This is a genomic window from Janibacter sp. FSL W8-0316 (genome assembly GCF_038004165.1).
Taxonomy (GTDB): Bacteria; Actinomycetota; Actinomycetes; order Actinomycetales; family Dermatophilaceae; genus Janibacter; species Janibacter indicus.
The window spans coordinates 1,365,987-1,390,348 of sequence record NZ_JBBOQX010000001.1 but is presented as its reverse complement, the minus strand read 5'-3'; the positions used below and the strand labels follow the sequence as shown (position 1 = coordinate 1,390,348).

The 24,362-nt window shown below is 70.0% G+C and carries 21 protein-coding genes; 12 read left to right on the top strand and 9 right to left on the bottom strand.

Annotated elements, in window-relative coordinates; translation table 11 throughout:
- Positions 1-1,989: a glycosyltransferase gene (locus NYE39_RS06790; protein WP_341012215.1), complete on the bottom strand. Its 1,989-nt coding sequence runs from the start codon at positions 1,987-1,989 to the stop codon at positions 1-3.
- 96 nt (positions 1,990-2,085) lie between these two features.
- Here NYE39_RS06790 and NYE39_RS06785 point away from each other — a divergent pair, with 96 nt between their 5' ends.
- From NYE39_RS06785 to NYE39_RS06770, 4 genes are all read left to right on the top strand, one after another.
- A complete protein-coding gene (locus NYE39_RS06785; protein WP_259920969.1) occupies positions 2,086-3,498 on the top strand; it encodes a polysaccharide biosynthesis tyrosine autokinase in 1,413 nt (470 codons plus the stop codon).
- A gap of 157 nt (positions 3,499-3,655) precedes the next feature.
- Complete coding sequence (locus NYE39_RS06780) at positions 3,656-4,237, top strand: hypothetical protein (protein WP_259920970.1); 582 nt, start codon at positions 3,656-3,658, stop codon at positions 4,235-4,237.
- Positions 4,238-4,513: 276 nt separating this feature from the next.
- Complete coding sequence (locus NYE39_RS06775) at positions 4,514-5,158, top strand: phosphatase PAP2 family protein (RefSeq protein ID WP_259909931.1); 645 nt, start codon at positions 4,514-4,516, stop codon at positions 5,156-5,158.
- The gene (locus NYE39_RS06770; RefSeq protein WP_259909932.1) at positions 5,155-6,129 is read left to right on the top strand and encodes a UDP-glucuronic acid decarboxylase family protein; all 975 of its coding nucleotides are present in this window, start codon (positions 5,155-5,157) and stop codon (positions 6,127-6,129) included. Before NYE39_RS06775 ends, NYE39_RS06770 begins: the two co-directional genes overlap by 4 nt.
- 112 nt (positions 6,130-6,241) lie before the next feature.
- Here the strand turns inward: NYE39_RS06770 and NYE39_RS06765 are convergent, their stop codons facing one another.
- From NYE39_RS06765 to NYE39_RS06755, 3 genes are all read right to left on the bottom strand, one after another.
- On the bottom strand, positions 6,242-7,318 hold the full coding sequence (locus tag NYE39_RS06765; protein ID WP_259909933.1) for a glycosyltransferase family 4 protein: 1,077 nt from the start codon (positions 7,316-7,318) through the stop codon (positions 6,242-6,244).
- Positions 7,315-8,403, bottom strand: coding sequence for a glycosyltransferase family 4 protein (locus NYE39_RS06760; RefSeq protein WP_259909934.1), 1,089 nt, complete (start codon positions 8,401-8,403; stop codon positions 7,315-7,317). The genes NYE39_RS06765 and NYE39_RS06760 overlap by 4 nt, the downstream gene beginning before the upstream one ends.
- Before the next feature lie 583 nt (positions 8,404-8,986).
- Entirely contained in the window at positions 8,987-10,555 is a 1,569-nt protein-coding gene (locus NYE39_RS06755) for an oligosaccharide flippase family protein (protein ID WP_341012214.1), read from the bottom strand.
- 68 nt (positions 10,556-10,623) lie between these two features.
- Between NYE39_RS06755 and NYE39_RS06750 the strand changes: the two genes are divergently transcribed.
- The gene (locus NYE39_RS06750) at positions 10,624-11,493 is read left to right on the top strand and encodes a hypothetical protein (RefSeq protein ID WP_259909936.1); all 870 of its coding nucleotides are present in this window, start codon (positions 10,624-10,626) and stop codon (positions 11,491-11,493) included.
- A gap of 9 nt (positions 11,494-11,502) precedes the next feature.
- On the opposite strand, the gene NYE39_RS06745 is transcribed toward NYE39_RS06750, so the two are convergent.
- Positions 11,503-11,931 (bottom strand): acyltransferase, encoded by a 429-nt coding sequence (locus tag NYE39_RS06745; RefSeq protein ID WP_387355288.1) that lies wholly within the window; start codon positions 11,929-11,931, stop codon positions 11,503-11,505.
- 206 nt (positions 11,932-12,137) lie between these two features.
- On the opposite strand from NYE39_RS06745, the gene NYE39_RS06740 reads away from it, so the two are divergent.
- Positions 12,138-13,112 carry a glycosyltransferase family 2 protein gene (locus tag NYE39_RS06740; protein WP_259909938.1) on the top strand — a complete coding sequence of 325 codons (975 nt, stop codon included), beginning with the start codon at positions 12,138-12,140 and terminating at the stop codon, positions 13,110-13,112.
- 256 nt (positions 13,113-13,368) lie between these two features.
- Here the strand turns inward: NYE39_RS06740 and NYE39_RS06735 are convergent, their stop codons facing one another.
- On the bottom strand, positions 13,369-14,088 hold the full coding sequence (locus NYE39_RS06735) for a hypothetical protein (RefSeq protein WP_341012213.1): 720 nt from the start codon (positions 14,086-14,088) through the stop codon (positions 13,369-13,371).
- 327 nt (positions 14,089-14,415) lie between these two features.
- Between NYE39_RS06735 and NYE39_RS06730 the strand changes: the two genes are divergently transcribed.
- The 4 genes from NYE39_RS06730 to NYE39_RS06715 are packed head-to-tail and all read left to right on the top strand — an operon-like array spanning position 14,416 to position 19,407.
- Complete coding sequence (locus NYE39_RS06730; protein WP_259909940.1) at positions 14,416-15,525, top strand: glycosyltransferase family 39 protein; 1,110 nt, start codon at positions 14,416-14,418, stop codon at positions 15,523-15,525.
- A gap of 39 nt (positions 15,526-15,564) precedes the next feature.
- Positions 15,565-17,850 carry a glycosyltransferase gene (locus tag NYE39_RS06725; protein WP_341012212.1) on the top strand — a complete coding sequence of 762 codons (2,286 nt, stop codon included), beginning with the start codon at positions 15,565-15,567 and terminating at the stop codon, positions 17,848-17,850.
- Positions 17,851-17,854: 4 nt separating this feature from the next.
- Complete coding sequence (gene trpS / locus NYE39_RS06720; RefSeq protein WP_306512326.1) at positions 17,855-18,871, top strand: tryptophan--tRNA ligase; 1,017 nt, start codon at positions 17,855-17,857, stop codon at positions 18,869-18,871.
- 2 nt (positions 18,872-18,873) lie between these two features.
- Complete coding sequence (locus NYE39_RS06715) at positions 18,874-19,407, top strand: 2'-5' RNA ligase family protein (protein WP_341012211.1); 534 nt, start codon at positions 18,874-18,876, stop codon at positions 19,405-19,407.
- Here the strand turns inward: NYE39_RS06715 and NYE39_RS06710 are convergent.
- The 3 genes from NYE39_RS06710 to NYE39_RS06700 all read right to left on the bottom strand — a co-directional run bounded on the left by NYE39_RS06710 (position 19,376) and on the right by NYE39_RS06700 (position 22,131).
- A complete protein-coding gene (locus NYE39_RS06710; RefSeq protein WP_341012210.1) occupies positions 19,376-19,867 on the bottom strand; it encodes a MarR family winged helix-turn-helix transcriptional regulator in 492 nt (163 codons plus the stop codon). The two genes, NYE39_RS06715 and NYE39_RS06710, sit on opposite strands and share 32 nt — an antisense overlap.
- 65 nt (positions 19,868-19,932) lie before the next feature.
- Positions 19,933-21,090: a glycosyltransferase family 4 protein gene (locus NYE39_RS06705; protein ID WP_341012209.1), complete on the bottom strand. Its 1,158-nt coding sequence runs from the start codon at positions 21,088-21,090 to the stop codon at positions 19,933-19,935.
- Between the two features lie 96 nt (positions 21,091-21,186).
- A complete protein-coding gene (locus NYE39_RS06700; protein ID WP_341012208.1) occupies positions 21,187-22,131 on the bottom strand; it encodes a UDP-glucuronic acid decarboxylase family protein in 945 nt (314 codons plus the stop codon).
- A gap of 129 nt (positions 22,132-22,260) precedes the next feature.
- Here NYE39_RS06700 and NYE39_RS06695 point away from each other — a divergent pair, with 129 nt between their 5' ends.
- Together NYE39_RS06695 and NYE39_RS06690 are read left to right on the top strand one after the other, a co-directional pair.
- The gene (locus NYE39_RS06695; RefSeq protein WP_341012207.1) at positions 22,261-23,229 is read left to right on the top strand and encodes a glycosyltransferase family 2 protein; all 969 of its coding nucleotides are present in this window, start codon (positions 22,261-22,263) and stop codon (positions 23,227-23,229) included.
- Entirely contained in the window at positions 23,207-24,298 is a 1,092-nt protein-coding gene (locus NYE39_RS06690; protein WP_341012206.1) for a mannose-1-phosphate guanylyltransferase, read from the top strand. Before NYE39_RS06695 ends, NYE39_RS06690 begins: the two co-directional genes overlap by 23 nt.
- Positions 24,299-24,362: the final 64 nt, after the last annotated feature.

Genomic DNA, 24,362 nt, shown 5'->3' with positions numbered 1-24,362 from the left:
TCACGGGCGGCTCACCGATTCGCGCTCAGCAGCCGGGCGCACCGCAGCCTCGAGGCGAAGGGGGCCGCGAACGTAGCGGCGGGCTCGCTCGCGTGCCGCGTCGGCGCGCGAGCCACGCAGGAGCACGGACCGTGCCGCGGACCCGACCACCACGGCGGCTCGGGTCACCTGCCACCCGAGTGCACCGAAGTGCTTGCGGTGGTAGCGCTCCTGCGAGGCGTGGAAGTAGGTCTCGCGCAGTGTCGAGTCGCTGCTCGTGGCGCCGCCGAGGTGCAGCGCGGTCACCTCGGGGACGAGGGCGTGGCGCCAGCCGAGGCGCGTGGCGCGCAGCGCCCAGTCGGTCTCCTCCGCGTAGAGGAAGAAGGACTCGTCGAGTCCGCCGACCTGGGTGAGCGCCTCGTGGCGGAGCAGCAGCACGGACCCGATGACGAAGTCCTCGGAGCGGCGTAGTCGTCCGAGCCCGAGCGCCTCGACCACCGCGCCCCAGGGAGTGGGGAAGGGCCACGCGGCGCGCGCGGCACGCCCGTGGCCGTCGACCTGTCGCGGGCCGACGCTCGCCAGGTCCGGCTCGGTCCGCAGCGCTCGGTGCAGGCGGCGCACCCCGTCGGCGTCGATGACGGCGTCGGGGTTGAGGAGGAGGACGTCGGCGTCGGGTGCGAGCCGGTCGTCCAGAGCGTGGTTGACGCCGGCGGCAAAGCCGCCGTTGCGCCCGGGGTCGAGGTAGCGCACGCCGAGCTCGGCGCAGACGGCCCGCACCTCGGGGTCGGAGGAGTTGTCGACGACCGTGACCGGCAGGTGGGTGAGCGGCGTCAGGCTCCGCCGGAGCAGCTGTGCGTGGTGGTAGGCGACGACGACGACCTCGGGCGGCGACGTGGGCGTGGACGGGCCTCGTGTGCTCATGCTCTCGTACAGCTCCACGTAGGTCTCCCCGATGCGATCCCAGCTGAACTCGCGCGCTCGCGCGATCCCCTCGCGTCGCATTGTGGCCGAAAGGCGCTCGTCGGTGCCAGCACGGGCCAACGCCTCGGCGAGGGCGGCGACGTCGCCCGGCGGCACGAGCAGTCCGGCACCGCAGACGACATCGGGGAGCGCGCCGCTGTCGCTGGCCACGACCGGTGTGCCGCAGGCCATCGCCTCGACGGCCACGCGCCCGAACTGCTCCACCCAGCCAGCGGTCGTGAGGGACGGCACCGCGAGGACGTCGAGGCTGCGGTAGAGGCCGGGCAGATCGGTGGTGCTCACGGCCCCGATGAGATCGACCCGCCCCGCCAAGTCGGGCCGCTTCGCCCGAGCCTGCAGCTCCGACGCCTGGGGCCCAGCGCCGGCGACGACGAGGTGGAGGCGGGGGTCCCCGGCGACGGCCTCGAGCAGCACGTCCACCCCCTTGTGCGGGGCCAGCCTGCCGACGTAGCCCACCGTGACGGTGCCGTCGGACGCAGGGGGGCGCTCCGGCTCCGGCACCGGCTCGAACTGCTCCGGGTCGACGCCGAGCCCGATGAGGGCGGCCTTGCCGGTGAGGCCCTTGCGGGCGACGATCTCGCCGGCCTCGGCATTGCACACGCTCACGGCCGTGGCGTGGCGCAGGGCCCACTGCTCCAGCCAGCGGAAGGGGGGTGGGTAGCGCTTGTCGATGTTTTGCGCGGAGTAGAGGCAGTAGGGAGTAGGGACCCGCCGGAGCGCGCGCAGCAGGAGCACCTCTGCCGTCGCGAGGGCGAAGGGCTCCTCGTGGAGGTCGATGACGTCCCAGGGCTGCCCCAGCAGCCGCCACAGGCGGATCGGGTCGTAGATGAAGAGGGCCGGGTGACGGCCCAGGGTGCGCACGCCGATCACGTCCTCGTTCGGCCGGGGCTCGAGGGGGACGTCGCGCCCCCCTTCGTCCCAGACGGCCGCGGTCACCGAGGTGACGTCATGACCCAGGCGGCGGGCGACCCGCTCACGCTCGCGCCACGCATCCACGACACCGCTGTGGGAGATCCGCAGGATGCGCACCTTATACACTCCTCGCAGTGGGTGGGGGGCGTGACATGGACCTTACCTCCGGGGCATCACGGGGGTGCCGCGACCGGCGTCGGGCAGGAGTTGGCTGTGCAGCTGAGCGAGTTGTTGGGTGTCATCCGGCAGAGATGGCGGCTCATCGTCGTGTGTGTCGGACTGGCCGTCCTCGCTGCGATCGCCGTGACCCTCACGACGACCCCGGTCTACGAGGCCCGGGCGCGCATCTACCTGAGCGCGGAGCAGCAGAGTGGCAAATCGTCCGGGGGTGTTTTCGTCCTGACCTCTGAGGACCTCGACACCTATGTGTCCATCCTCGACACGCCGGCCGTGCTCGACCCGCTGCGCGAGGAGCTCGGGCTCGAGCCGGGCCACCCGATCACCGTCAGTGCCGAGACCTCCGGCACGACGTCGATCCTCAACATCACGGCGCGGGCCGCCGACGGGCAGGAGGCGGCCGACGTCGCCAACGAGGTCGGCCCGCAACTGGGCAAGGTGGCGGGGGAGTTCTCCACCCTGCTGAAGTCGTCGGGGCAGAAGGTCGTCTCGACGCCGATCCAGCCGGCGACCGCGCCCTCCCTGCCTGTCTCACCCGACCCCGTGCGCAACATCGGTCTCGGCCTGCTTGCCGGGCTCGTCCTTGGCCTGGGGCTCGCCTTCATCCGCCACGCCCTCGACACCAAGGTCCGTGGGGAGGAGGACATCCGGGCGTACTCGGACGCGCCGATGCTCGCGGGGCTGCCCCTCGAGAGTCGCGGGTCCAAGCGCGGCCTGATCAGCGTCGAGGAAAACCCCCACGGTCGGCACGCCGAGGCCGTCCGCCGCCTGCGGACCAACCTGATGTTCGTCGACGTGACGACCGGCCGGCACTCCTTCGTCGTCACCTCCGCGGTGCCCGGCGAGGGCAAGACGACGACGGCGGTCAACCTCGCGCTCGCGATGGCCGACTCGGGCCGGCGCACCCTGCTCGTCGATGCCGACCTGCGCGACCCGTCGGTGGCCAGGACCCTCAGCATGGAGGGCAGCGTCGGCCTGACGACCGTCCTCCTCGGCGACGCCGATGTCCACGACGTCATCCAGACCTGGGGCAGCGCGGGCATGGACGTGCTGCCCGCGGGGCAGGTGCCGCCGAACCCCAGCGAGCTGCTCGGCTCGGCCCCGATGGAGGCCCTGCTCAGCTCGCTCGTCGACGAGTACGACTTCGTGCTCGTCGACTCCCCGCCGGTGGTCCCGGTCATCGACGCGGTGGTCGTCGAGCGGCTCACCGGTGGCCTGCTCATGATCGTGGGGATCGACCGCACGAAGAAGAAGGACCTGGTCGCCGCGCTCAAGCAGCTCGACACCGTGGGGGCGAGGGTCTCGGGCTTCGCCCGCAACTTCGTCCAGGGCAAGGGCGGTGAGTACCGCTACGGCTACCACACCTACGAGCAGGCGATCGCCCAGGACAAGCGCCGGGGGCGCCGCCGGGCCAAGGAACGTCGGGCCTCGGAGCGGGCCCGGGCCTGAGCCTCGGACCGCTGACGGTTAGGGCGCGGGATCATCCCACGAAAAGTCTGCAGGATGAAGTGCGCTAGCATCCAGACCAACAAGGGCGAAGTCGATGGGGTCGGTGTGGATGCCCTGTGACAAGCGGGAAGTGAACATGAGGCAGAGCAACAACTAAGTGCGTCGTCGGTCGGTCGTGGCGGGAGCCGCGTGGGCGGCGCCGACGATCGCCATCGGCAGTGCGGCGCCGGCGATGGCCGCCTCCAGGCCTCCGGGCCTGCAGGGCTGGGTCACCGTCGGCAAGGGCTGCGAGAACAGCCGACTCACCCTGACAATCAACGGCACGGGTGGGGGCACTGCCAACCCGCCGGACAGCAACTCCCGCGGGCTGTGGGTCTACAACACCAATAGCTCCACGAGCATCGCCAATGCGCGCGTGACGATCTACTACCCGAACTCTCTCGGGACCATCGCCTTCAGCCGGGTCGGCAGCGGGGGCACCACGTGGTCGATCCCGGCCGTGGACTCGACCGCGCCTGCGCGCTCCGGCTACACCGCGTATTCGACCTTCTACACGGGCAACTGGGAGTTCTACGACCTTAACGGTGTCATCGACGACCATCACCGGGCCGTCGACCGACCCAACTTCACCGCGACGATCAACGTGTCCTCCTGTCCCAACATCCAGGTGTACTCCTGGCGCACCGTGCAGGTCGACGGTCAGACGATCTCCTTCACGCGCGGCCCGATCTCGCTCTGACAGCCTACGCCGCGCGCGAGTCCCGACTGAAAGGCCCTATCATGACCGACGCACCTGTCCCGACGCCTGACCCTGAGCCGGGGACCGTGCCCACCGAGCCCGTGACCTCCCCTTCGGCAGACGCCACCCGGCCCACGACCACGCCGGACGCCGATGCTCCCGATGCCTCGCAGGAGGAACAGGGCGATACGTCTGCGGATGAGGACTCGGACGGGACCTGGTCGTACGCCCAGATCTGACCCACCGGCGCCCCTGCGGGCGTCGACCGTCAGCGCGGTGCGGCGACCGCTGTGGTGGGCATCCGCATGGGCGGCGCTGTACCTCCTGCTCGTCGTCAGCCCGACCGGCCAGGAGTTCGACGAGTGGTTGCTGGGCCTCGTCCAGCTGCTGGGGCCCGGGCCTCTGGCGCAGCCCTGGCATCTCCTGGGGAGGCGAGTTCTGCCCGTCGGGCTCGTCGTGCTGGTGCTGGTCCTCGGCACACTGCGGGTGCGTTGTGACCCGTGGCAGGTGCTGCGGGTCGGCGTGCTCGTCGGCGCGAGCACCGGTCTGAGTCTGCTGCTGAAGCAGGCCCTGCCCCGCCCGCTCCACGGGCGCGAGCTCGGCTACCTCACCAACACCTTCCCGTCGACCCATGCGTCCGCGACGTTCGCTTTGCTGGTGGCCGTGTGGTGGCTCTGGCTGCCACGCCCGGTGTGGCTGCCCCGGCTGCTGTGCGCGGCGGTCGGCGTCGCCGCGCTCGGCAACGTCGTCGGTCATGCCCACCGACCCAGCGACGTGCTCGGCTCGGCGCTCCTCGTGGGTGTCGTGGCCAACACGCTTCGAGCGGCCACGAGCCGGCGGGCCAGCGGATACTCTGACGACGCCCACGACCGGTCCACCCAGGGCAGGGCGTGGCTCACTGGGAAGGATGGCTGCGCGTGAAGGCACCACATGGGGAGAGCCGGGCGCCTCGGCGGATGATGGTGACGGGCGGTGCGGGGTTCATCGGCTCGCACATCACCGAGCGGCTCCTCGACCAGGGGCACGAGGTGCTCGTCGTCGACAACTACTACTCGAGCACCCGCCGCAACCTCACGCACCTGCTCGACCACCCCAACATCGAGGTCATGCGGCACGACGTGACCTTCCCGCTCTACGTCGAGGTCGACGAGATCTACCACCTCGCCTGCCCGGCGAGCCCGATCTTCTACCAGCGCGACCCTGTCCAGACCACGAAGACGAGCGTGCACGGCTCGATCAACATGCTCGGCCTGGCCAAGCGGACCAAGGCGAAGATCCTGCTGTCGTCGACCTCGGAGGTCTACGGCGACCCGCAGGTGCACCCGCAGACCGAGGACTACTGGGGCAACGTCAACCCCGTCGGCATCCGCTCCTGCTACGACGAGGGCAAGCGCTGCGCGGAGACGCTCTTCTTCGACTACCGCCGCCAGCACGACCTCGCGATCAAGGTCGCGCGCATCTTCAACACCTATGGCCCGCGCATGCAGCCGGACGACGGCCGCGTGGTCTCCAACTTCATCGTCCAGGCCCTCGCCGGTGAGCCGCTCACGATCTACGGCGACGGCAGCCAGACCCGCTCCTTCTGCTACGTCGACGACATGGTCGACGGCCTCCTGGCGCTGATGGCGACCGACCACGAGGTCAGCGGACCGATCAACATCGGCAACCCCGTCGAGTTCACGATGATCGAGCTCGCCGAGCTCGTCCTCGAGCTCACCGGGAGCTCCTCGGCGATCGAGCATCGTCCCCTGCCCCACGACGACCCGGCGCGCCGTCGGCCGGACATCACCCGAGCCAACGACCTGCTCGGCTGGGCGCCGCGACACCAGCTGCGGGACGGCCTGGAGCGCACGATCGATTACTTCGCCGGACTGCCCGGCGGTTCGGCATAGACACCGGGGCAGGCCATCCCGCGTGGCTACTGGGTTCGCTCTCCGGTGACCTGGTCGGCGGGCATGCAGCGGTTCGTGGCACCCGATGTGAGCCGCGCGAAAGGTCAGAGAACTACCGCTGGGCAGTGGTTCTCGAGATGACGTCGTCCCACACCTGTGCGTGGCGTGCCGCGGCACGCTCCCACGACATCCCGAGTGAGCGAGCTCTGGCGGCCTGTACCTTCGCCCGGATCTCGGGCCCGCCGTCGACCGCCCAGATGACACCCTCGGCGAGCGACTCCGGTGCGCGGCCGACGAGCACGCCCGTCTCGCCGAGGACCTCGGGCAGCGCGCTGGCGTCCGTGGCGACGACTGGTACCCCGGCGGCCATGCCCTCGACCGCCGGAAGGCCGTAGCCCTCGTAGAGGGAGGGCATTACCAGCGCCGAGGCTCCGGCAAGCAGGCGTGGCAGGGTCTCGTCGGCGACCCGCCCGACCCTGATGGCGCCCTCCAGAGGAGCGAACAGTCCGTCTCGTCTGGGATGGGGCGGGCCCGTCAGGACCAGCGTGAGATCCGGTCGGCTCGACCGGATCATCGGCCAGGCTCGCGCAAGTCCCTCGAGGTTCTTGCGCTGGGAGGCCCCGCCTGCGGCGAGAACGTACGGCCCCTTCACGCCAAGCGCGTCGAGCTCGTCACACGAGAGCCGACGTGCGTTGGCGAACCGCGCGTGGTCGACTCCGTTGGGGATGACGATGGGGACGACGCCGAAGTGCTCGGCGATCTCGTCCGCGCTGAACTGCGAGACGGTGATGACAGCTGCGGCGCGGAGGAGCTCGGTCCGCGCGGCAGGTGGGAAGGTGCCCTCGTCGGGGTAGCGCAGGGGGGCGATGTCATGCACAGTGACGATGTCCCCGCGTGGCGAAGGGGGCAGGGTGAGGTCCATGCGGTGCACCGGACCCCGACCGGGGTAGAGCCAGCGGCCCACCTCGGGGCGTGTCCGCGGCCCCATCCTCTGCAGAACTCCCGCGGGGAGCCGGCGCGTGCCCGCGAGGGGAGACCGCAGCGAGCGGACGACGGTGCGGTAAAGGCGCGTCGGTCGGGGGAGGGCTGCCACAGCCTCGTCGGCACGGCTGTCGATGGCCTGCTCGTAGACCTGCATCCCCATGACCGTCTCGGACGCGGTGCGCGCCAGAGTCACCTCTCGCCTCATCGAGTCACCTCCGAGTACAGAGCGAGGTACTGGTCGGCGATGGAAGCCCACCCCAGCGTCTCGGCGTGTGCCCGGGCCACGTCCGGTGTCAGCGGCGCCTTGTGGGCAGCGCGGAGGGCCGCAGCTAGGGCGTCCACGTCGGTGGGGTCGACGCCGATCCCCAGGCCCCCCGTTGCATCGGCGAGTCCGCCGTTGGTGCTCCACACAACGGTCCGACCGGTTGCCATGGCCTCCACCGCGACGATGCCGAAGGGCTCGAGTCGGCTCGGTACCACGGCCACTCGGGCGCCGGCCAGCAGCTCCTGGACTCCCGCACGGTCCAGAGGGCCTACGAACTCGACGCCCTTGCCGGCCATCGCCCGCAACCGCGGAGTCTCGTCGCCCTCGCCCCCGATGCGCAGCGTGGCCTCGGGCAGATCGTGGCGCACGCGCGCGAAGGCCTCGATGAGCAGATCGAGACCCTTCTGCGGCACGTGTCGACCCCACGCAGCGAAGACGGGCGCATCGGGCAGGGGCGTGACCTCCCACTGGTCGAGGTCCACACCGTTGGGCACGACCGGGCACCCGACGAAACGTTCGGAGACCGACGCGGCGTCGTCGCCCGCGCGCCGTGAGCACGCGGTGATGGCCGCAGCCGCACGGCCCCCCAACCTCAGGGACAGTCGCATCAGCGCGCTGTGCTGGTACACCGCGTCTGCGTCCATCGCCACCTCACCGTGCGTGGTGACGACTAGGGGAGTGCGGCGGCGACACCAGAGGGTGAGCGGCAGGACTTGGTTCGCGGGACACTGCACGTGTACCACGTCTGGCCTGGGGCCGATCGAGTCCAGCTCGCGTAGTTGGCGAGAGAGCTCGACGGGGTATCGGACGAGAGCCCGCGGGTGCCGACCGGGTAGGTCCATGCGGATGCGGCGGACGGCGACGCCTTCGACCTCGTCGTTGGCCGGCAAGGAGTCGGGGTGACGGTGGACGACGACGGTCACGTCGTGACCTCTGCCTTGATACTCCCGTGCCAGTTGGAGCGTGAGCTCTTCCACTCCGCCGCGCGACGGGTGGAAAGCACTCGGGGCGAGCCAGATCCGCATGGGTCCAGTCAACATGAACGCGCCCGGTTCGAGTGCTCGGGGTGACGCGCTCGGACGTCGTGAGGCGTCGGCTTTCGGGGGCGAGGCCTGATCGCATCGTCCGACGTGACCACTGAAGTCCTTCGGGCCCCAGCCCTTCTGTGCTCTCTTCGCCGGGTCGTGACCCTGTCGCCAACCCTAGTTGGGACAGTTTCGAAACTCGTGCTCAGTCCGCCCACGAGCTTGAGGACTTCGTCCTCGGGTATGGGTTCAGCGACTGGGCTTTCCTGTGTCGCCGCAGCAGATTTACGCATCAGGGGTACCGCAGGGCCGTCCCAGCGTCGTGGCGGTACCCACTGGCGCACGTCGTGCCCGTCTTCGAGCAGCGCGTAGACTCGTGGATGAGACGCGAGCGCTTGTTGCGGGCTACATACCTGCCGGCGTCCATCGAGCACAAGGGCCCGGTCGGCACGCGGTATCCGACGTCGGCGGTTCGACAGCGGTTGCGGCGGAGGGTCCAGGAGCGAGTGGGAGCGTGGTTGGCTAGGACATTCCCTGCTGACCCGAGGTTCGCTCACTACGGACCGGACGATGCGCCGCTGAGTTAACGGCGGACATCATCGTGCCGCACCAGCGGGGCCAGAGCTTTGGATGCTGCGGGCACCAGGCGACCAGGGAGACTGCGGAGGACGGCTTCACGGTCTTGCGGCCGCAGTCCTGCCTTGGTCACCTTGAGGCCGATCCACAGGACGAGCGCGGACACGCAGCTGGCAAGAGTGGCTGTCACCAGCGGCCCAAGGTGCAGCCAATCGACTATGAACCAGGCCACTCCGCAGGCTACGGGCGCGGTCAGGACGGGGGCCAGCATGCGGGTCACTTCTCGTGGTGAGAGGTCCAACTCCCGACGCTCACTCTCCAGGACGACACCCAATTGGACCAGCACGGCACCGGCATTTGCCATGACGGCACCCCACATGCCCAAGAAGGGAATCAGTGCGATGGCCAACATGACGTCCACGCACAGGGCTGCTGCGTTGGCGATCAACAGGCGTCGCGCGGACAGCCGTGCCATGACAAAGGCCGAGATGGGCCCGGTGAGAACGCCGACGCCACCGACGAGTCCGAGCGCTAGAAGGGCGGGAGAGGCACCCGCGTACTCGCTCCCGTACAGAAGGGGCACCAGGACAGCGAGCGCCGGCAGAGCGATGGCCATGAGAACAGCGATGACCACGGAGACGGAGCGGAGTGCACGCTCGAATGCCTCGGCGACCTGAGCGGAGCCCACCTCCTTCAACCCCGAAACGGCTGGGATCAACGGTCCTGTCAATGCGTGAGCGGGGCCGAAGATGTGTGAGCTGACGCCGAAGGCGAGGGCGAAGAGCCCCACCTGCTCAGGGGAGGAGAGCCAGGTGAGGAAGACCACTTCGGTGCGGGAGAGGGCCAGGTCGCCGATCAGGGCCGCGACGCCCGTGGGGATGGCGAATCGCCAAAAGCCCGCCGGGAATCCCTTGGGGAGGCGTGGGCGCAGGACGGCGTGTCGGTAGACAGACGAGATGGCCACCAAGGCCATGGCGATCACGCCTGCGGACAGCACCACGCGCGCCGCCCAGACAGAGTCTGCGGTCCCCACCCACAGCACGGCGCTGACGACACCGGCCTGGACGAGGACGTTGGAGACCATGGCAATCCTCGCCGCCTCGGCGCTCTTGCTCTCAATCGAGAGCGTGATCGTCGCGCCGTCCAGTGCCGCTGGTACCCAGACGCCGAAGATCACGGACAGCACCAAGAGCGGGAGAGGGACATCCACGATGAGGACGACGAGGGCCGTGAGGATCGGGGCGACGACGAGGAGCCGAAAGCCCTGGGACGCCGACAGGATGTGTCGGACTTCGCTGGTTCTGCCAGCGGCATGGGCCCGAGCGCCGAACTGGATCATCGCTGAGGAAAGGCCTAGTGCGACGATGCTGCTGGCGATGCTGATCAGCGTGGTGAGGAAGGCCAGACGTCCGTAGCCCGCCGGGGCCAGCACTCGCGCGAGAAGAAGGTTGACCGCGAAGGCAACGGGTAGGGAGACGATGGTGTGGATCATCGTCCAGGCAACGCCCTTGACCGCCCGGTCCTGCAGCTGAGCGCTGTTGAGGCCCGTGCCTACCGATTCTGTCGGCTCCGTCATGCGTCATCTCCTCGCTGGGCTCCTGGAGCCACCGGTCAGTATGACGCGGAACTGGCAGGATGCCGCTCATGAGACCGAGGCTGGGGGCATACCTGTTGCCAGGCGACCCTGTGTGGCTGCGTTCCAGCCTGCGGCGCTACTACGAGTTTCTCGACGACCTCGTGGTGGTTGTCCCGGTGCCTGCGACTGGGTGGACTGGCCGACCCTTGCCGGTGGATCAGTGTCTGGACATCATTTCCGAGGTAGATGTCCGCGGGATTGCACGTCGGGTGGATGGACATTGGGAGGACCTCGACCAGCCGATGCGAGCCGACACAGCTCAGCGGCAGGCCGGACTTGACGCCCTCCGCGGGCGCGTCGACTGGGTGCTCCAGATCGACAATGACGAGGTGGTGCCGGATCCTGGCTTTCTCGTCGACTCGCTGCAGACGGTCGCCGACGACGTGGTCGGCATCGAGTGGCCGCTTCGGGTGCTCTACCGGCGTCTGTCCGACCGGACCTTCGTGGCTGTGGGCGGAGCAACCGGTGAACCTGTTGTCGAGTACCCCGGAACCACGGTTGTCAGGCCAAACGCGACGCTCGTCGACGCTCGGCGCCCCGGCGAGGGCAAGATCATCAGACATGTCGTGAAGGGCGACAAACAGTCACTGCAGATCGCCCGCCCACCCGGACCAGAGGAGCTGCGCGTCGAGGGTCTCGCCGTCGAACAGGTCATTCTCCACAACTCGTGGGGGCGGACCCCTGCTCAGATCATGCAGAAGACGCGCACTTGGGGCCATGCCTCTGGCGCGAGGGGCCTCGTGTACGTCGTGACTCGCTGGTGGCCGTCGCGATGGACGTGGCGGTGGCAGCGCAACCTGCATCCCTTCGCCGACGGGCTGTGGCCCCGGCTGGTCAAGGTCTCGGTGCCGGCCGAGTTGCTGGACCCCCAGGATTGACGATCCCGGTCAGACGAATCTCTTGGCGTAGCCCAATCGGTAACGCAGGTCGTCGGTGCGCTTGCGGATCGGTCGCGCGGGGTTGCCACCGACAACGGTGAACGGCTCGACGTCCTTGGTGACGACGGCGCCCGCCGCGACCACGGCGCCCTGACCAATGGTGACGCCGGGCAGGACGATGGCGTGGCTAGCCACCCATGCGTGATCCCCGATGGCCACTGGCCCGCCTGTTTCCGCGAAGGTGGGGGAGTGGACGTCGTGCTCTCGGGTGTAGATGTGCACTCGGCTTCCGAGATTGACGCTGTCCCCGATCGTCGGACCTGAGCGACCATCGAGGAAGCAGGTGTCGCCGATAGTCACGTTCTCACCGATGACGATGCGCTCCGGTGCGTAGAACTCCGCTCGCCAGTGAATTGCAGAGGACGTCGGCAGGCGCATTCCGTACCTGCGATAGATGATCTTGTGAGCACGGTGCGAGGGGATGCGGCCCACGCTGGTCAGCAATCGAAGCCGAAGGTCGCCCCAGACATCACGACGCCACGCCGCCGCCCGGAGAACAGGGGCAGGTGCATGGCGCTTCAGCGTGGCCTTGAGGGTCATAAAGGGTCCTCACGGGGTGGGCGGGTCTCCTCTAAGGTGTCACCGTGGCGGAGGAACACGGGCCTGTCGACGGAGACAGTGAAGACGCTGTTGTGGTTCTCAACTTCCACGGTCGCTCGGACACCGAGAAATGCGTCGAGTCGCTGGTTGAGGGCTCACCGGAGGCCCTCGTCGTCGTAGTGGACAACGGCTCGTACGACGGGTGTCTTGAGGCAGTGTCGCGACGCTGGCCGCAGGTGCAGACGCTTCAAAATCGGGAGAATCTCGGCTTTGCCGGCGGAATGAATACCGGCTTGAGATGGGCCTTGGATCGAGGCGCCTCTACTGTCACGGTCCTCAACAACGACACGATCACCCCTTCGGGCGCACTTCGCAAGCTCGCTGATGTTGCCCGACGGGGAAACGCCGTGAGTCCCGCCGTCGTGTATGCCGACGGTTCCGGTCGCGTCTGGTTTGCCGGCGGGACCGTCGATCCCCTAACGGGGCTTGCGCGCCACCTGTCTGAACCGGAGCTGGCAGCACTTCCGCCTGGTGACGATGGGCTGAGGCCCACCACCACGCTGGCTGGATGTTGCGTGACCGCATCCAAGGAGACCTGGCGGTCCGTCGGACTCTTCGACGAGCGCTTCTTCCTGAACTTCGAGGACTCGGACTGGAGCTTGCGGGCGTCGGCCGGCGGCGTCACGCTGGTCGTCGACACCAGCGTCACGATCCAGCACCGTGTGTCTGCCTCCTTCGCTGGGGCCTACTCGTACCTGGGGCTCTTCTATTACGCACGCAACGGACTCCTCTTCGGACGTGAGCGGGTGGGTACGACGCCGCGGCAGAGATATCGCTTCGTGCGACACCACGTCCTGCCCGTCCTAACCGCGACGTGGCGCAAGGGGGACCACCGCGCCGCGGTGCGGCGTGGCGTTGTTGTGGCCGCGGCGATCCTCGGGAACGCGCTCCGACTCTATGGTCGGGCACCTGCGTGGCTGGAGCGGCGCGCCGCTGCATGGGCATCACCAAGGGGCTGACTGTCTTCCTCGCACGAGGGAGTGTCGCGATTGTGGACCACGCCCCCCCACAGCTCTGTGGTGTGGGGGTCGAGTCACACGTGTCAGGCCCATGGGGACCCGCGCGGGCAGCGTCAGCCAGTGCACCCGCCGTGCCTGCGCCCCCGCGTTCCCGATCGCGCCCCTCCGGCATGGTTCCCCGCCATGGCGTCACAGTAGCGACCGAGCCAAGTGCCCGGCGCTCCGGGTCGCATCTCCGCAGGGCGAGGAGGGACGCTCAGCTGACGGCGACGGCAGGCGCGCCCGTGCTCTGCTCGGTCTGCGGTGCCATCCGAGCCTGGCTGCCCGAGTAGGGCCCCCGGGTGCCGTTGCGGCGCTCGAAGGTGAGCACCTGCGGGTTGCCGTCACCGTAGGGGTCGATGGTGATCCGCCGCTGCGTCCAGTAGGTCACGTCGTTGCAGCGGTTCGACGGCTGGGTGAACGACGCACGTGAGTGGAAGTGCTGGAGCCACAGTCGGCCGTTGCGGTCGACGTTGGCGGGGTTGAGCGCGCAGGACGGGGAGTTGCTGTAGGTCCACGTGTAGGGGGTGTACTCCAGTCCGTCGCTCTTGGTCTGCGGGGTGCCGCGCGTCGGGGTGCCCCAGCAGCTGCCGTGATCGGTGAGGTTGGTCCAAGTCGCCGTCTGGTTGCCGATGATCCAGTAGGTGATCTGGGGGTTGGTGATGACCGCACGGGGCTGGACGTCGTAGAGGTAGAGCCCCCAGGGAGCCCCATCCGGCGTGCTGCCGGCATTGCTGGGGTTGGAGTTCACCTCGAGCGTGTAGGAGCAGCCGCCCTGGGATCGGGGGCTGTTGAGGACCCAGCCATTGATGCCCGGGTCGATCCGCAAGGACGCGGCCAGACGTGGGGCCAAGGTCCCGACGCTGATGGTCGGCACCGCCCAGGCTGCGCCCTTGACGACGGTACGGCGGGTGGTGCTCGACGAGTTCTGCGACATTGCTCATTCTCCCAGGCAAGGTGTCGGCGAAGTGCCACGTGGAGCATAGCCCATGCCTACTATCACAGCGGGCTGGAGGTCATAACCCCTTCCATTCCGGATGTCGTTATGCAAATGGTCAGGAACTCACGTTGACCGATCCGAGGGCACCCGACGACTGGTGGGCCCCGTCCAATGCGCTGCGCATGCCACACTCCACCTGTGCGTCTTCGCAATCCTTCCTTGTGGTGCGGCGTCCTCTGCGCCGCAGCCCTCCTTCTTGCGTGGACGCTGGCAGTAGTGGTCCCGCCGGGGCTGCCCTATGACGAGCCCGCGCACCATGACAACGTGGCGTTCTACGCCGCTGAAGGTCGGTTGCCCGTGCTCGGGCAACCCGGAGTCGAGTACGAGGCCCAGATGGGCCCCGTCTACTACGTCATCGGGGCACTCCTGCTCCGGCTGACGGGGACTGGAGACGCCCCCTTCGCCGCACTCGAGTTGCTGCGCCTGGCCGGGCTCGCCCTCGTGCCCGTGCTCGGGTGGCTGACCTACCGATTGGCTCGCGATCTGGGGGCGCGTGACGGCTCGGCCGCGCTGGCCTCGGGACTGCTTGTCCTCAATCCCACCTTGCTGGCGGTCGCGGCTTCCGTGCAGAACGACTACCTCTGCCTCGTCGTTGCCGCGGTCGCTGCGCTCGTGGCACTGCCTGCGCTCCGCCGGGGCGGGACCCGCAGGTCGCTCGTCGTGGGAGCGCTGGTGGGGCTCGCGGTCCTCGTCAAGGTCTTCGCGGGCGCGCTGCTGGTCGGGTTCGTGGTGGCAGTGCTGCTGGATCGGCGACGCTCCCTTCGCCCACGGGTGCTGGACGCCGTGGCCGCCGCAGTCGGGACAGCCGTGGTGAGTGGGTGGTGGTTCGTGCGGAATCTGGTCCTCTACGGCGATCTCACCGGCGCCGCAGCGGTCGAGCTGACCGGGGTCTCCTTCGACCCACTGGCCTACGAGGGCATCGGGTCGGTCCTCGGGTGGGGGCGGTCCATCGTCTCCTACGCATTCGTCCCGACCGAGTACTACCGCAATGCCTTCGAAGCACCGGTCTCGGTCAAGGCCGCGGCGCTCGTGCTCACGGTGTGCGGTCTCGTCCTCGCGGTGACGGCGCTGGCGCGCAGGGCGAAGGGGAAGCGGGGTGCACAGGACCCGGCGGTGGTCTTCACGCTGACCAGCGTCCTCGTCGTCGTGGTGGTCTATGCCGTGGCCGCGTGGACGATGCAGGCGATCGCCCCCCGGCTCGTCGCCGTCGCGGCCCCCATGGCGCTCGCCCTGGTGGCCCGGTCCTCGCGGACCCGGCCCATGCAGGCGGCCCTGCTCGTGGTGCTCCTGGGCTGCCTGCTGCTGGCGTCGTGGCTGGTCTACCGGGTGTCGGCGCTTCCGCCGGACCCGGGCCTCTTCCCCTGGGGCGCCTGACCGCTCCGGTTGTCCGAGCCGGTCCATAGACTCCACCGCATGGGGGAGAAGCACCGACCGGTCCACGTCGCGATCCTCGACCACACCGCCCAGCTCGGCGGGGTCGAGCTGGCGGTCGTGCGCCTCATGGACACGCTCGCCGAGCGTGACGACGTCGACGCGAGGGTCATCCTCTTCGCCGACGGCCCCTTGGTCGGTCGGCTGCGCGAGCGCGGGCACGCGGTCGAGGTGCTGCTGCTCGACGAGGGCATCGGCACGACTACTCGTGAGCAGGCAGCGGGGTTGCGCACGGCGGCGCGCTCCGCGGTGGGGGCCGTCCCCTTCGTCCGGCGGTTGGCCGCGCGACTGCGGGAGCTCGACGTCGACGTCGTGCACACCACCTCGCTCAAGGCAGACCTCCTCGGCGTACCGGCAGCCCGCCTCACCCGTCGGCCGCTCGTGTGGCACGTCCACGACCGGCTCAGCCCCGACTACCTGCCCGCGCCGATCGTGCGGCTCATGCGCCAGGTCGCGACCTGGGGCCCGCAGCGGGTCGTCGCCAACTCCCGCGCCACGGCCGCGACGCTGCCGGGGGTCGACGTCACCGTCGCCCACCCCGGCCTCGTACCCGCGCAGATCGGGGTCACGCCGCGCCCTCTGCCGGCGCGGCCGGTCGTCGGCCTCCTCGGCCGGATCAGCCCGACGAAGGGCCAGCTCGAGCTCGTCCGCGCCGCCGCCCAGGTCGTGCGCCGCCACCCGGAGGTGACCTTCCGCATCATCGGCTCGCCGATGTTCGGCCACGAGGAGCACGAAGGGCAGGTCCGTCGCGAGATCGCCCGGCTGGTTCTCGACGACCACGTCGAGCTCGTCGGCTTCACCGACGACCCGGCCGCCGAGCTCGACGCGATGACCGTGGCAGTCCATGCGTCGCCGGTGCCCGAGCCCTACGGCCAGGTCGTCGCCGAGGCGATGGCCCGCGGTGTGCCGGTCGTCGCGACCGACGCCGGGGGAGTGCCCGAGATCGTCACCGGTGGCCCGGCGTCCGTCGGCTGGCTCGTCCCGCCCGGTGACGTCGACGCCCTGGCCGCCGCCATCAGCGCGGCCCTCGACGACCCCGACGAGGCCGAGCGCCGCGGCGCCGCCGGCTGGCAGCGGGCGCGTACCGACCTCGGGATCGGCCCGAGCACCGACACCATCGTGGGGGTCTGGCGCGAGGTGGCCGGCCGGCTCGGCGCAGGCGCGCACGAGCGCCCCCGCGTGGCGATCGCCCACGACTACCTCACCCAGCGCGGGGGAGCGGAGCGGGTCGTCCTCGCGCTGCTGCGCGCCTTCCCCGACGCGACGGTGCACACGACCCTCTACGACCCCGACGGCACCTACCCCGAGTTCCGCGACGTCGACATCCGGGTCAGCCCGCTCAACCGCGTCGGCCCGTTGCGCCGTCACCACCGCGCGGCGCTGCCCTTTCTCCCCTTCGCCGCGAGTGCCCTGCGCATCGACGCCGACCTCGTCGTCGCGAGCAGCAGCGGCTGGGCCCACGGATTCCCCACGAGCGGGCGCACCCTCGTCTACTGCCACGCGCCAGCCCGCTGGCTCTACCAGAGCGAGCGCTACCTGGGCGGCGACCCGAGGCGCTCGCCGACCGGGCTGGCGCTGCTCGCGCTGCGTGCCCCCCTTCGCCGCTGGGATCGCCGTGTCGCCGCCCGCGCCGACGCCTACCTCGCCAACAGCCGCGTCGTGCGTGACCGGGTCCACGAGGCCTACGGCATCGACGCCGAGGTGCTGCCGCCCCCCTTCGCCGTCGACACCACCGGCACCCGCGAGCCCGTGGACGAGGGCGTCGAGCTGGGCCCCGGCTACCACCTCGTCGTCTCCCGCCTGCTGCCGTACAAGAACGTCGACCAGGTCATCGAGGCCTTCCGCGGTCTGCCGGAGCGCCTCCTCGTCGTCGGCGCCGGCCCCCTGCTCGAGCCGCTGCGGGCCGCCGCCCCGGACAACGTGCGCATCGCGACCGACCTGACCGACGCCCAGATGCGGTGGGCCTACGGCCACGCTCGCGCCCTCGTCGCCGCGAGCCACGAGGACTTCGGCCTGACCCCGCTCGAGGCCGGGGCCTTCGGCCGACCGACGCTCGCGCTGCGCGCCGGTGGTTATCTCGACACCATCGCCGAAGGGGTCAACGGCGCCTACTTCGACGAGCCGACCGCCGACGCGATCCGCACCGCCGTCGTCGCCGACCGCGACGCCACGTGGGACGAAGCTGCCATCCGCGCGCACGTGGAGGCCTTCTCTCCCAACAGATTCGTCGAGCGCGTGCGAGCCGCCGCGGCGCGGCTGGCATCATGAGCGCATGACCAGCCCTGCACCTGACCGGCCCCGCATCCTCTCCGGGATGCAGCCCACGAGCGACTCCCTCCACCTCGGCAACTACCTCGGGGCGCTCGTCAACTGGGTCGGTCTGCAGGAGGACTTCGACGCCTACTACTTCGTCGCCGACCTGCACGCGCTCACCGTGCCGACCGACCCGGCCGACGTCACCCGTCGCAGCCGCGTCACCGCCGCCCAGTACATCGCCGGCGGCGTCGACCCCGAGCGCTCGGCGATCTTCTGCCAGAGCCACGTGCGCGAGCACACCGAGCTGATGTGGGTGCTGTCCTGCCAGACCGCCTTCGGCGAGGCGAGCCGGATGACGCAGTTCAAGGACAAGACGGCCAAGGGGCACAACGCCAACGTCGGGCTCTTCACCTACCCGATCCTCATGGCCGCCGACATCCTGATCTACGACGCGGCCCGCGTGCCCGTCGGCGACGACCAGCGCCAGCACCTGGAGATCACCCGCGACCTCGCCGAGCGCTTCAACGCCCGTTTCGGCGACACCCTCGTCGTCCCCGAGCCGCACATCCTCAAGGAGTCGGCGCGGATCATGGACCTGCAGGAGCCGACGGCCAAGATGAGCAAGTCCTCGTCGACGGACAAGGGCCTGATCTCGCTGCTCGACGAGCCCAAGCGCATCGCCAAGAAGATCCGCTCCGCCGTCACCGACACCGACGGCGAGATCCGCTACGACGTCGACGCCAAGCCCGGCGTGTCCAACCTGCTGTCGATCCACTCGGCCCTGTCCGGCACGTCGATCGCCGACCTCGAGGCGCACTTCGCCGACCGCGGCTACGGCGACCTCAAGCAGGAGGTCGCCGATGTCGTCGTCACCGCGATCGAGCCCTACCAGCGCCGCATGGACGAGCTCATGGCCGACCCGGCCGAGCTCGACAACATCCTCGCCAAGGGCGCCGCCCGGGCCGCCGAGGTCGCCGCCGCGACCCGTGACCGCGTCTACGAGCGCGTCGGGCTGCTCGCCCCCAAGGCCTGATCGTGGCCGTCCATGGCGTGTCCATCGCGATCCCTGAGCCCTGGGGGTCGCAACTGCAGCAGCAGCGCGAGGACGTCGGCGACCCGATGGCCCGGGCCATCCCGCCCCACGTCACCCTCATGCCTCCGACCGAGATCCTCGAGCGCGAGCTCGCGGCCTTCACCCACCACCTCGGGTCCGTCGCCTCGACCCACGGGCCCTTCACGATGCAGCTGCGGGGCACCGGCACCTTCCGCCCGGTGAGCCCCGTGGTCTTCGTCCAGGTGGCCCAGGGGATCCCGATGTGCGAGCGGCTCGAGCAGGCCGTGCGGCGCGGGCCCGTCGTGCGCGAACTCGAGTTCCCCTACCACCCGCACGTGACGATCGCCCACCAGGTGAGCGATGCCCAGCTCGACGAGGCCTTCGGGGCGCTCGCGACCTTCGACGCGACCTTCGAGGTGACCGACTTCCACCTCTACGAGCACGGTGACGACGGCGTGTGGCGCCCCATGGCCGACTTCGCGCTCAGTGGGGAGCCTCTGCAGCCTTCATCGTGAGGTGCCCCTCCGGGTCGAGCCGGTCGAGGACGGCCGAGCAGATGTCGGACAGCTGGCCGACCTGCTCCGGGGTGAGCGCGTCGAGGACCTCCTCGCGCACGAGCGACACGTGACCTGGGGCGGCCGCGACGATCGTCTCCCAGCCCGCGTCGGTGAGCGTGGCGTCGGTGGCCCGCGCGTCGGTCTGGCTGGGACGCCGCACGAGCAGCCCGCGCTCCTCCAGACGCCGCGCGACGTGTGACAGGCGGGGGAGGGTGGCCTGGGTCCGCTGGGCCAGCCACGACATGCGCAGCGTGCGCTCGGGTGCCTCGGAGAGCATCGCGAGCACCTGGTACTCGAAGTGCGTCAGGCCCGAGTCACGCCGCAGCTGGGCGTCCAGCCGCGATGGCAGCAGCTCCGCCAGGGCGATGAGGCGCAGCCACGCCGTCAGCTCTTCGTCGGTGAGCCAGCGGGGTTCCATGGCCGCAGTCTCCCAGACCCGAGGCCGGACGAAGGGGAGGTCCCTCCCTTCGACCTGTGGTGCCGTCAGGCCGCGCGCGTGCCGATGGCGCGCTCGTAGTGGCCGACGAGCTGCTCGGTCAGGCTGCCCCACGAACGGTCGGCGACCATGGCCGGGCCCGCGGCACCCATGGCCTCGCGGGCGCTCGGGCTGTCGACGAGCTCGGCGACCCAGCGGGTGATGTCGCCGCGCACCTCGGGGTCGAAGAGGTAGCCGGAGCGGCCGTGGTCGACGAGGTCGAGCGGTCCGCCGACCGCCGGCGCGACGACCGGCAGTCCGGCCGCGGCCGCCTCCTGCAGCGTCTGGCCGAAGGTCTCCTTGGTGCCCGTGTGGACGAAGACGTCGAAGGCTGCGTAGGCACGGGCGAGGTCGACGCCCGTGCGGGGACCGAGGAAGACCGGGGGCAGGTTGGGACGCCCGGGGCTCGCCGCGACTGCCTCGGCCAGACGCGCGCCGAGCTCGTTGCGGCTCGGGCCCTCGCCGACGAGGACCAGGCGCGTGCCGGGCAGCTGGGCCAGCTCCGCGAGGCGGTGCAGCTCCTTCTCCGGGGCGAGCCGGCCGACGTAGCCGAGGATGACCTCGCCGTGGGGTGCGAGCGCCTGCTTGAGGGCCAGGGTCTCCGGGTCGTCCTTCCACTCCGGCGTGAAGAGGCGGGTGTCGACACCGCGACCCCACAGGTCGGTGCGCGGGATCCGGCGCTCGCGCAGCTCTTCGAGCGTCGGGCGGCTCGGGGCGAGCGTCAGGTCGGCACGCTCGTGCAGCCGGCGCACCCACTCCCACGTCAGCGTGGACGCCCCGCGCCCGAGGGCCCCGGGACCGTGCTGCCTGACGTAGTTGGGCATGTCGGTCTGGTAAATCGCCACCGTCGGCAGGTCGAAGGTCTCGGCGTTGTGCAGGCCGCGTGCCCCGACGAGGAAGGGGGAGGCGACGTGGACGACGTCCGGCCTGAAGTCGCGCAGCGCCCGGCGCACCCCCCGGGTCGGCAGGCCGGCGCGGAACCCGCGGACCGGGACCGCCGGGAGGGTCCGCACGACGTGCCCCGCGAAGGTCGCCGGGGCCGGGCCGGGAGCGATGATCATCGCCTTGTGGCCCTGCTCGCGCAGGTTCTCGGCCACCCGGCAGACGCTCGTGGTGACGCCATTGAGGCTGGGCAGGAAGGACTCGGTCGCAATAGCCACTCGCACGTGACTCACTGTGGCCGCGACGCCACCCCCCTCCGGTGTCCTCGGGGTGGGTGTCCGGTGAGCATTTGGTGACCATTGGGATCACCGGGCCCTCACCTAACGGCCGGTCAGCTCCGAGAAGTAGGCGATGGTGCGCTCCAGCCCGTCGCGCAGCTGGGCCTGCGGCTGCCACCCGAGGGTCTGCGTGGCACGGGTGATGTCGGGACGGCGCCGCGTCGGGTCGTCCTGCGGAAGGGGACGGTGCTCGATCCTCGAGGAGCTGCCGGTGAGCTCGAGGACGAGCTCGGCGAGCTCGAGCATCGTGAACTCGACAGGGTTGCCGATGTTGATCGGCCCGGTCACCTCGTGGTCGGTCGCCATGAGGCCCATGAGGCCGTCGACCATGTCGTCGACGTAGCAGAAGGAGCGGGTCTGGCTCCCGTCGCCGTAGATGGTGATCGGCTCGCCGGCGAGCGCCTGGACGATGAAGTTGGAGACGACCCGGCCGTCGTCGGGCTGCATCCGCGGGCCATAGGTGTTGAAGATGCGGGCGACCTTGATGGCGAGGTCGTGCTGGCGCCGGTAGTCGAAGAAGAGCGTCTCCGCGCACCGCTTGCCCTCGTCGTAGCAGGAGCGGATGCCGATGGGGTTGACGTTGCCCCAGTAGTCCTCGGTCTGCGGGTGGACCTGCGGGTCGCCGTAGACCTCGGAGGTCGACGACAGCAGGATCTTGGCCTTGGTCCGCTTGGCCAGACCGAGCATGTTGATCGAGCCGTGAACGCTCGTCTTCGTGGTCTGCACCGGGTCGCGCTGGTAGAAGATCGGGCTCGCCGGGCAGGCGAGGTGGTAGATCTCGTCGACCTCCACGTAGAGCGGGAAGGTCACGTCGTGCCGCATGACCTCGATGTTGGGGTGGTCGAGCAGGTGCGTGAGGTTGCGCCGGGTGCTCGAGTAGAAGTTGTCGACGACCAGGACCTCGTGCCCATGCTGCAGCAGCCGCTCCGAGATGTGCGAGCCGATGAACCCGGCCCCTCCCGTCACCATCACACGTCGTGGCGTCACGATCGCTTCTTGTCCGTCCCGAGCAGTCACCGCGTCAGGGTAGCGGGTGGCGGTGCCCCGGTCGCCGGCTCTCGCCGACTAGCCTGATGCCCTGCTCACCCCCAGCAAGGCTTCGGAAGGCTCCTGACCATGAAGGTGTTCGTCCAGATCCCCTGCCTCGACGAGGAGAGCACCCTTCCCCTCGTCCTGGCGACGATCCCCGAGGCGATCCCCGGGGTCGACGTCATCGAGACCCTCGTCATCGATGACGGGTCCAGCGACCGCACCGCGGCGGTCGCCCGCAAGCTCGGCGTGACGCACGTGCTGAGCCACACCCGGCCCCTCGGCCTGGCCCGCTCCTTCCGCGACGGCGCGGACTTCGCGCTCGCCCACGGTGCTGACGTACTCGTTAACACCGACAGAGACAACCAGTACCCGCAGGAGCGCATCGGCGATCTCGTGCAGCCGATCCTCGCCGGCGAGGCCGACATCGTGGTGGCGGACCGCCAGACGAGCACCATCGAGCACTTCTCTCCGTTCAAGCGCCGGATGCAGGCCTTCGGTTCCACCGTGGTCAACAAGGCCGCGAGCATCGATCTCCCGGACGCGGCCAGCGGGTTCAGGGCCTACTCGGCCGCGTCCCTCATGCGGCTAAACATCGTCACGGACTTCTCCTACTGCATGGAGACGATCATCCAGGCCGGCCACAAGTCGATCGCGTCGATCCCGATCGTCACCAACGAGAAGACGCGCGAGTCACGCCTCTTCTCCAGCATCTGGCAGCACATCGCCAAGTCCGCGTCAGCGATCATCCGCTCGTTCATCATGTTCAAGCCGCACGCGTTCTTCGGACTCCTCGGGACCGTGCTCCTGCTCCTCGGGCTCATCCCCTTCGTCCGCTTCCTCGTCCTCGCGGCGATGGGCGACGGGGCCGGTCACGTCCAGTCGTTGATCTTCGGGAGCGCGCTGCTCGTCGGCGCACTCTTCTCCTACGCGCTGCTGATCATCGCCGACCTGCAGCGGACCAACCGGGTCCTCATGGAGGAGACGCTCGAACAGGTGCGGATCCTGCGCTTCGGCCAGGGAGGAACGAGTCATGACGACGTCAGGGGATCTTGATCGGTTGTGGGCCGTGGTGCCCGCCGGCGGCGCCGGGACGCGGCTGTGGCCGGTCTCGCGGGCGGGGTCGCCGAAGTTCCTGCACGACCTGACCGGCAGCGGCCGCACCCTCATCCAGGCGACCGTCGACCGGCTGCGGGTCCTCGCCGGCGAGCGGGTGCTCGTCGTCACCGGCGCCGCCCACGCCGACGCGGTGCGCGAGCAGGTGCCCGACCTGCCGGAGGACCTGCTGCTCGCCGAGCCCTCGCCGCGCGACTCGATGGCGGCGATCGGCCTGGCCGCGGCCGTGCTGGAGCGACGCGACCCCGACGCGATCATCGGCTCCTTCGCCGCCGACCACGTCATCAGCGACGAGGAGGCCTTCGCCGCGGCGGTCACCGAGGCCGTGGCCGTCGCCGCGCGCGACGACCTGCTTGTGACCATCGGCATCGAGCCGACCTTCCCGTCCACCGGCTTCGGCTACATCCAGATGGGCCCGCGGCTGCGCGCCCACCCCACCGCGGCGCGCGTGCGCCAGTTCGTCGAGAAGCCCGACGCGCGCAAGGCCGCCTCCTACCTGGCCACCGGCGAGTTCCGGTGGAACGCCGGCATGTTCGTCGTGCGCGCCACGACCCTGCTGGACCTGCTCGCCGAGTGGCACCCCGACCTGGCGGCGGGGCTGCGCGAGATCGCTGCCGACCCGAGCCTGCCCGAGAGCCGGTGGGAGACGCTCGAGAAGATCGCCATCGACCACGCCGTCGCCGAGCCGGCCGCTGACGAGGGCCGCGTGGCCGTGGTCCCCGGGACCTTCGACTGGGACGACGTCGGCGACTTCAAGTCGCTCTCCTGCCTGCTGCCGGCCGGCGACGGAGCAATGACCGTCGTCGGTGACCCCGAGCGGGTCCAGGCCATCGACTCCGGCGGGCTCGTCGTCTCCGGATCGGGCCGGATGGTGGCCGTCGTCGGCCTCGAGGACGTCGTCGTCGTCGAGACCGACGACGCCCTCCTCGTCGCCAGCCGCGAGCGCGCCCAGGACGTCAAGCTCGTCGTCGAGGCCCTCAAGGCTGCCGGGCGCACCGACCTGGTGTGACGCCGCGCGTTCACCCGGTGGGCACCTCCACGTCCCCGGCCGTGGACGTCGGTAGAGTCGCACC

What these genes read in the sequence shown, in the direction of transcription:
- NYE39_RS06755 (WP_341012214.1), bottom strand. Translation starts at nt 10,555, where the DNA reads ATGACGGAGCCGACAGAATCGGTAGGCACGGGCCTCAACAGCGCTCAG.
- NYE39_RS06690 (WP_341012206.1), top strand. Translation starts at nt 23,207, where the DNA reads ATGACGACGTCAGGGGATCTTGATCGGTTGTGGGCCGTGGTGCCCGCC.
- NYE39_RS06710 (WP_341012210.1), bottom strand. Translation starts at nt 19,867, where the DNA reads ATGGAACCCCGCTGGCTCACCGACGAAGAGCTGACGGCGTGGCTGCGC.
- NYE39_RS06725 (WP_341012212.1), top strand. Translation starts at nt 15,565, where the DNA reads ATGGGGGAGAAGCACCGACCGGTCCACGTCGCGATCCTCGACCACACC.
- NYE39_RS06765 (WP_259909933.1), bottom strand. Translation starts at nt 7,318, where the DNA reads ATGAGGCGAGAGGTGACTCTGGCGCGCACCGCGTCCGAGACGGTCATG.
- NYE39_RS06760 (WP_259909934.1), bottom strand. Translation starts at nt 8,403, where the DNA reads ATGCGGATCTGGCTCGCCCCGAGTGCTTTCCACCCGTCGCGCGGCGGA.
- trpS (WP_306512326.1), top strand. Translation starts at nt 17,855, where the DNA reads ATGACCAGCCCTGCACCTGACCGGCCCCGCATCCTCTCCGGGATGCAG.
- NYE39_RS06735 (WP_341012213.1), bottom strand. Translation starts at nt 14,088, where the DNA reads ATGTCGCAGAACTCGTCGAGCACCACCCGCCGTACCGTCGTCAAGGGC.
- NYE39_RS06745 (WP_387355288.1), bottom strand. Translation starts at nt 11,931, where the DNA reads ATGCGCCTGCCGACGTCCTCTGCAATTCACTGGCGAGCGGAGTTCTAC.
- NYE39_RS06695 (WP_341012207.1), top strand. Translation starts at nt 22,261, where the DNA reads ATGAAGGTGTTCGTCCAGATCCCCTGCCTCGACGAGGAGAGCACCCTT.
- NYE39_RS06750 (WP_259909936.1), top strand. Translation starts at nt 10,624, where the DNA reads ATGAGACCGAGGCTGGGGGCATACCTGTTGCCAGGCGACCCTGTGTGG.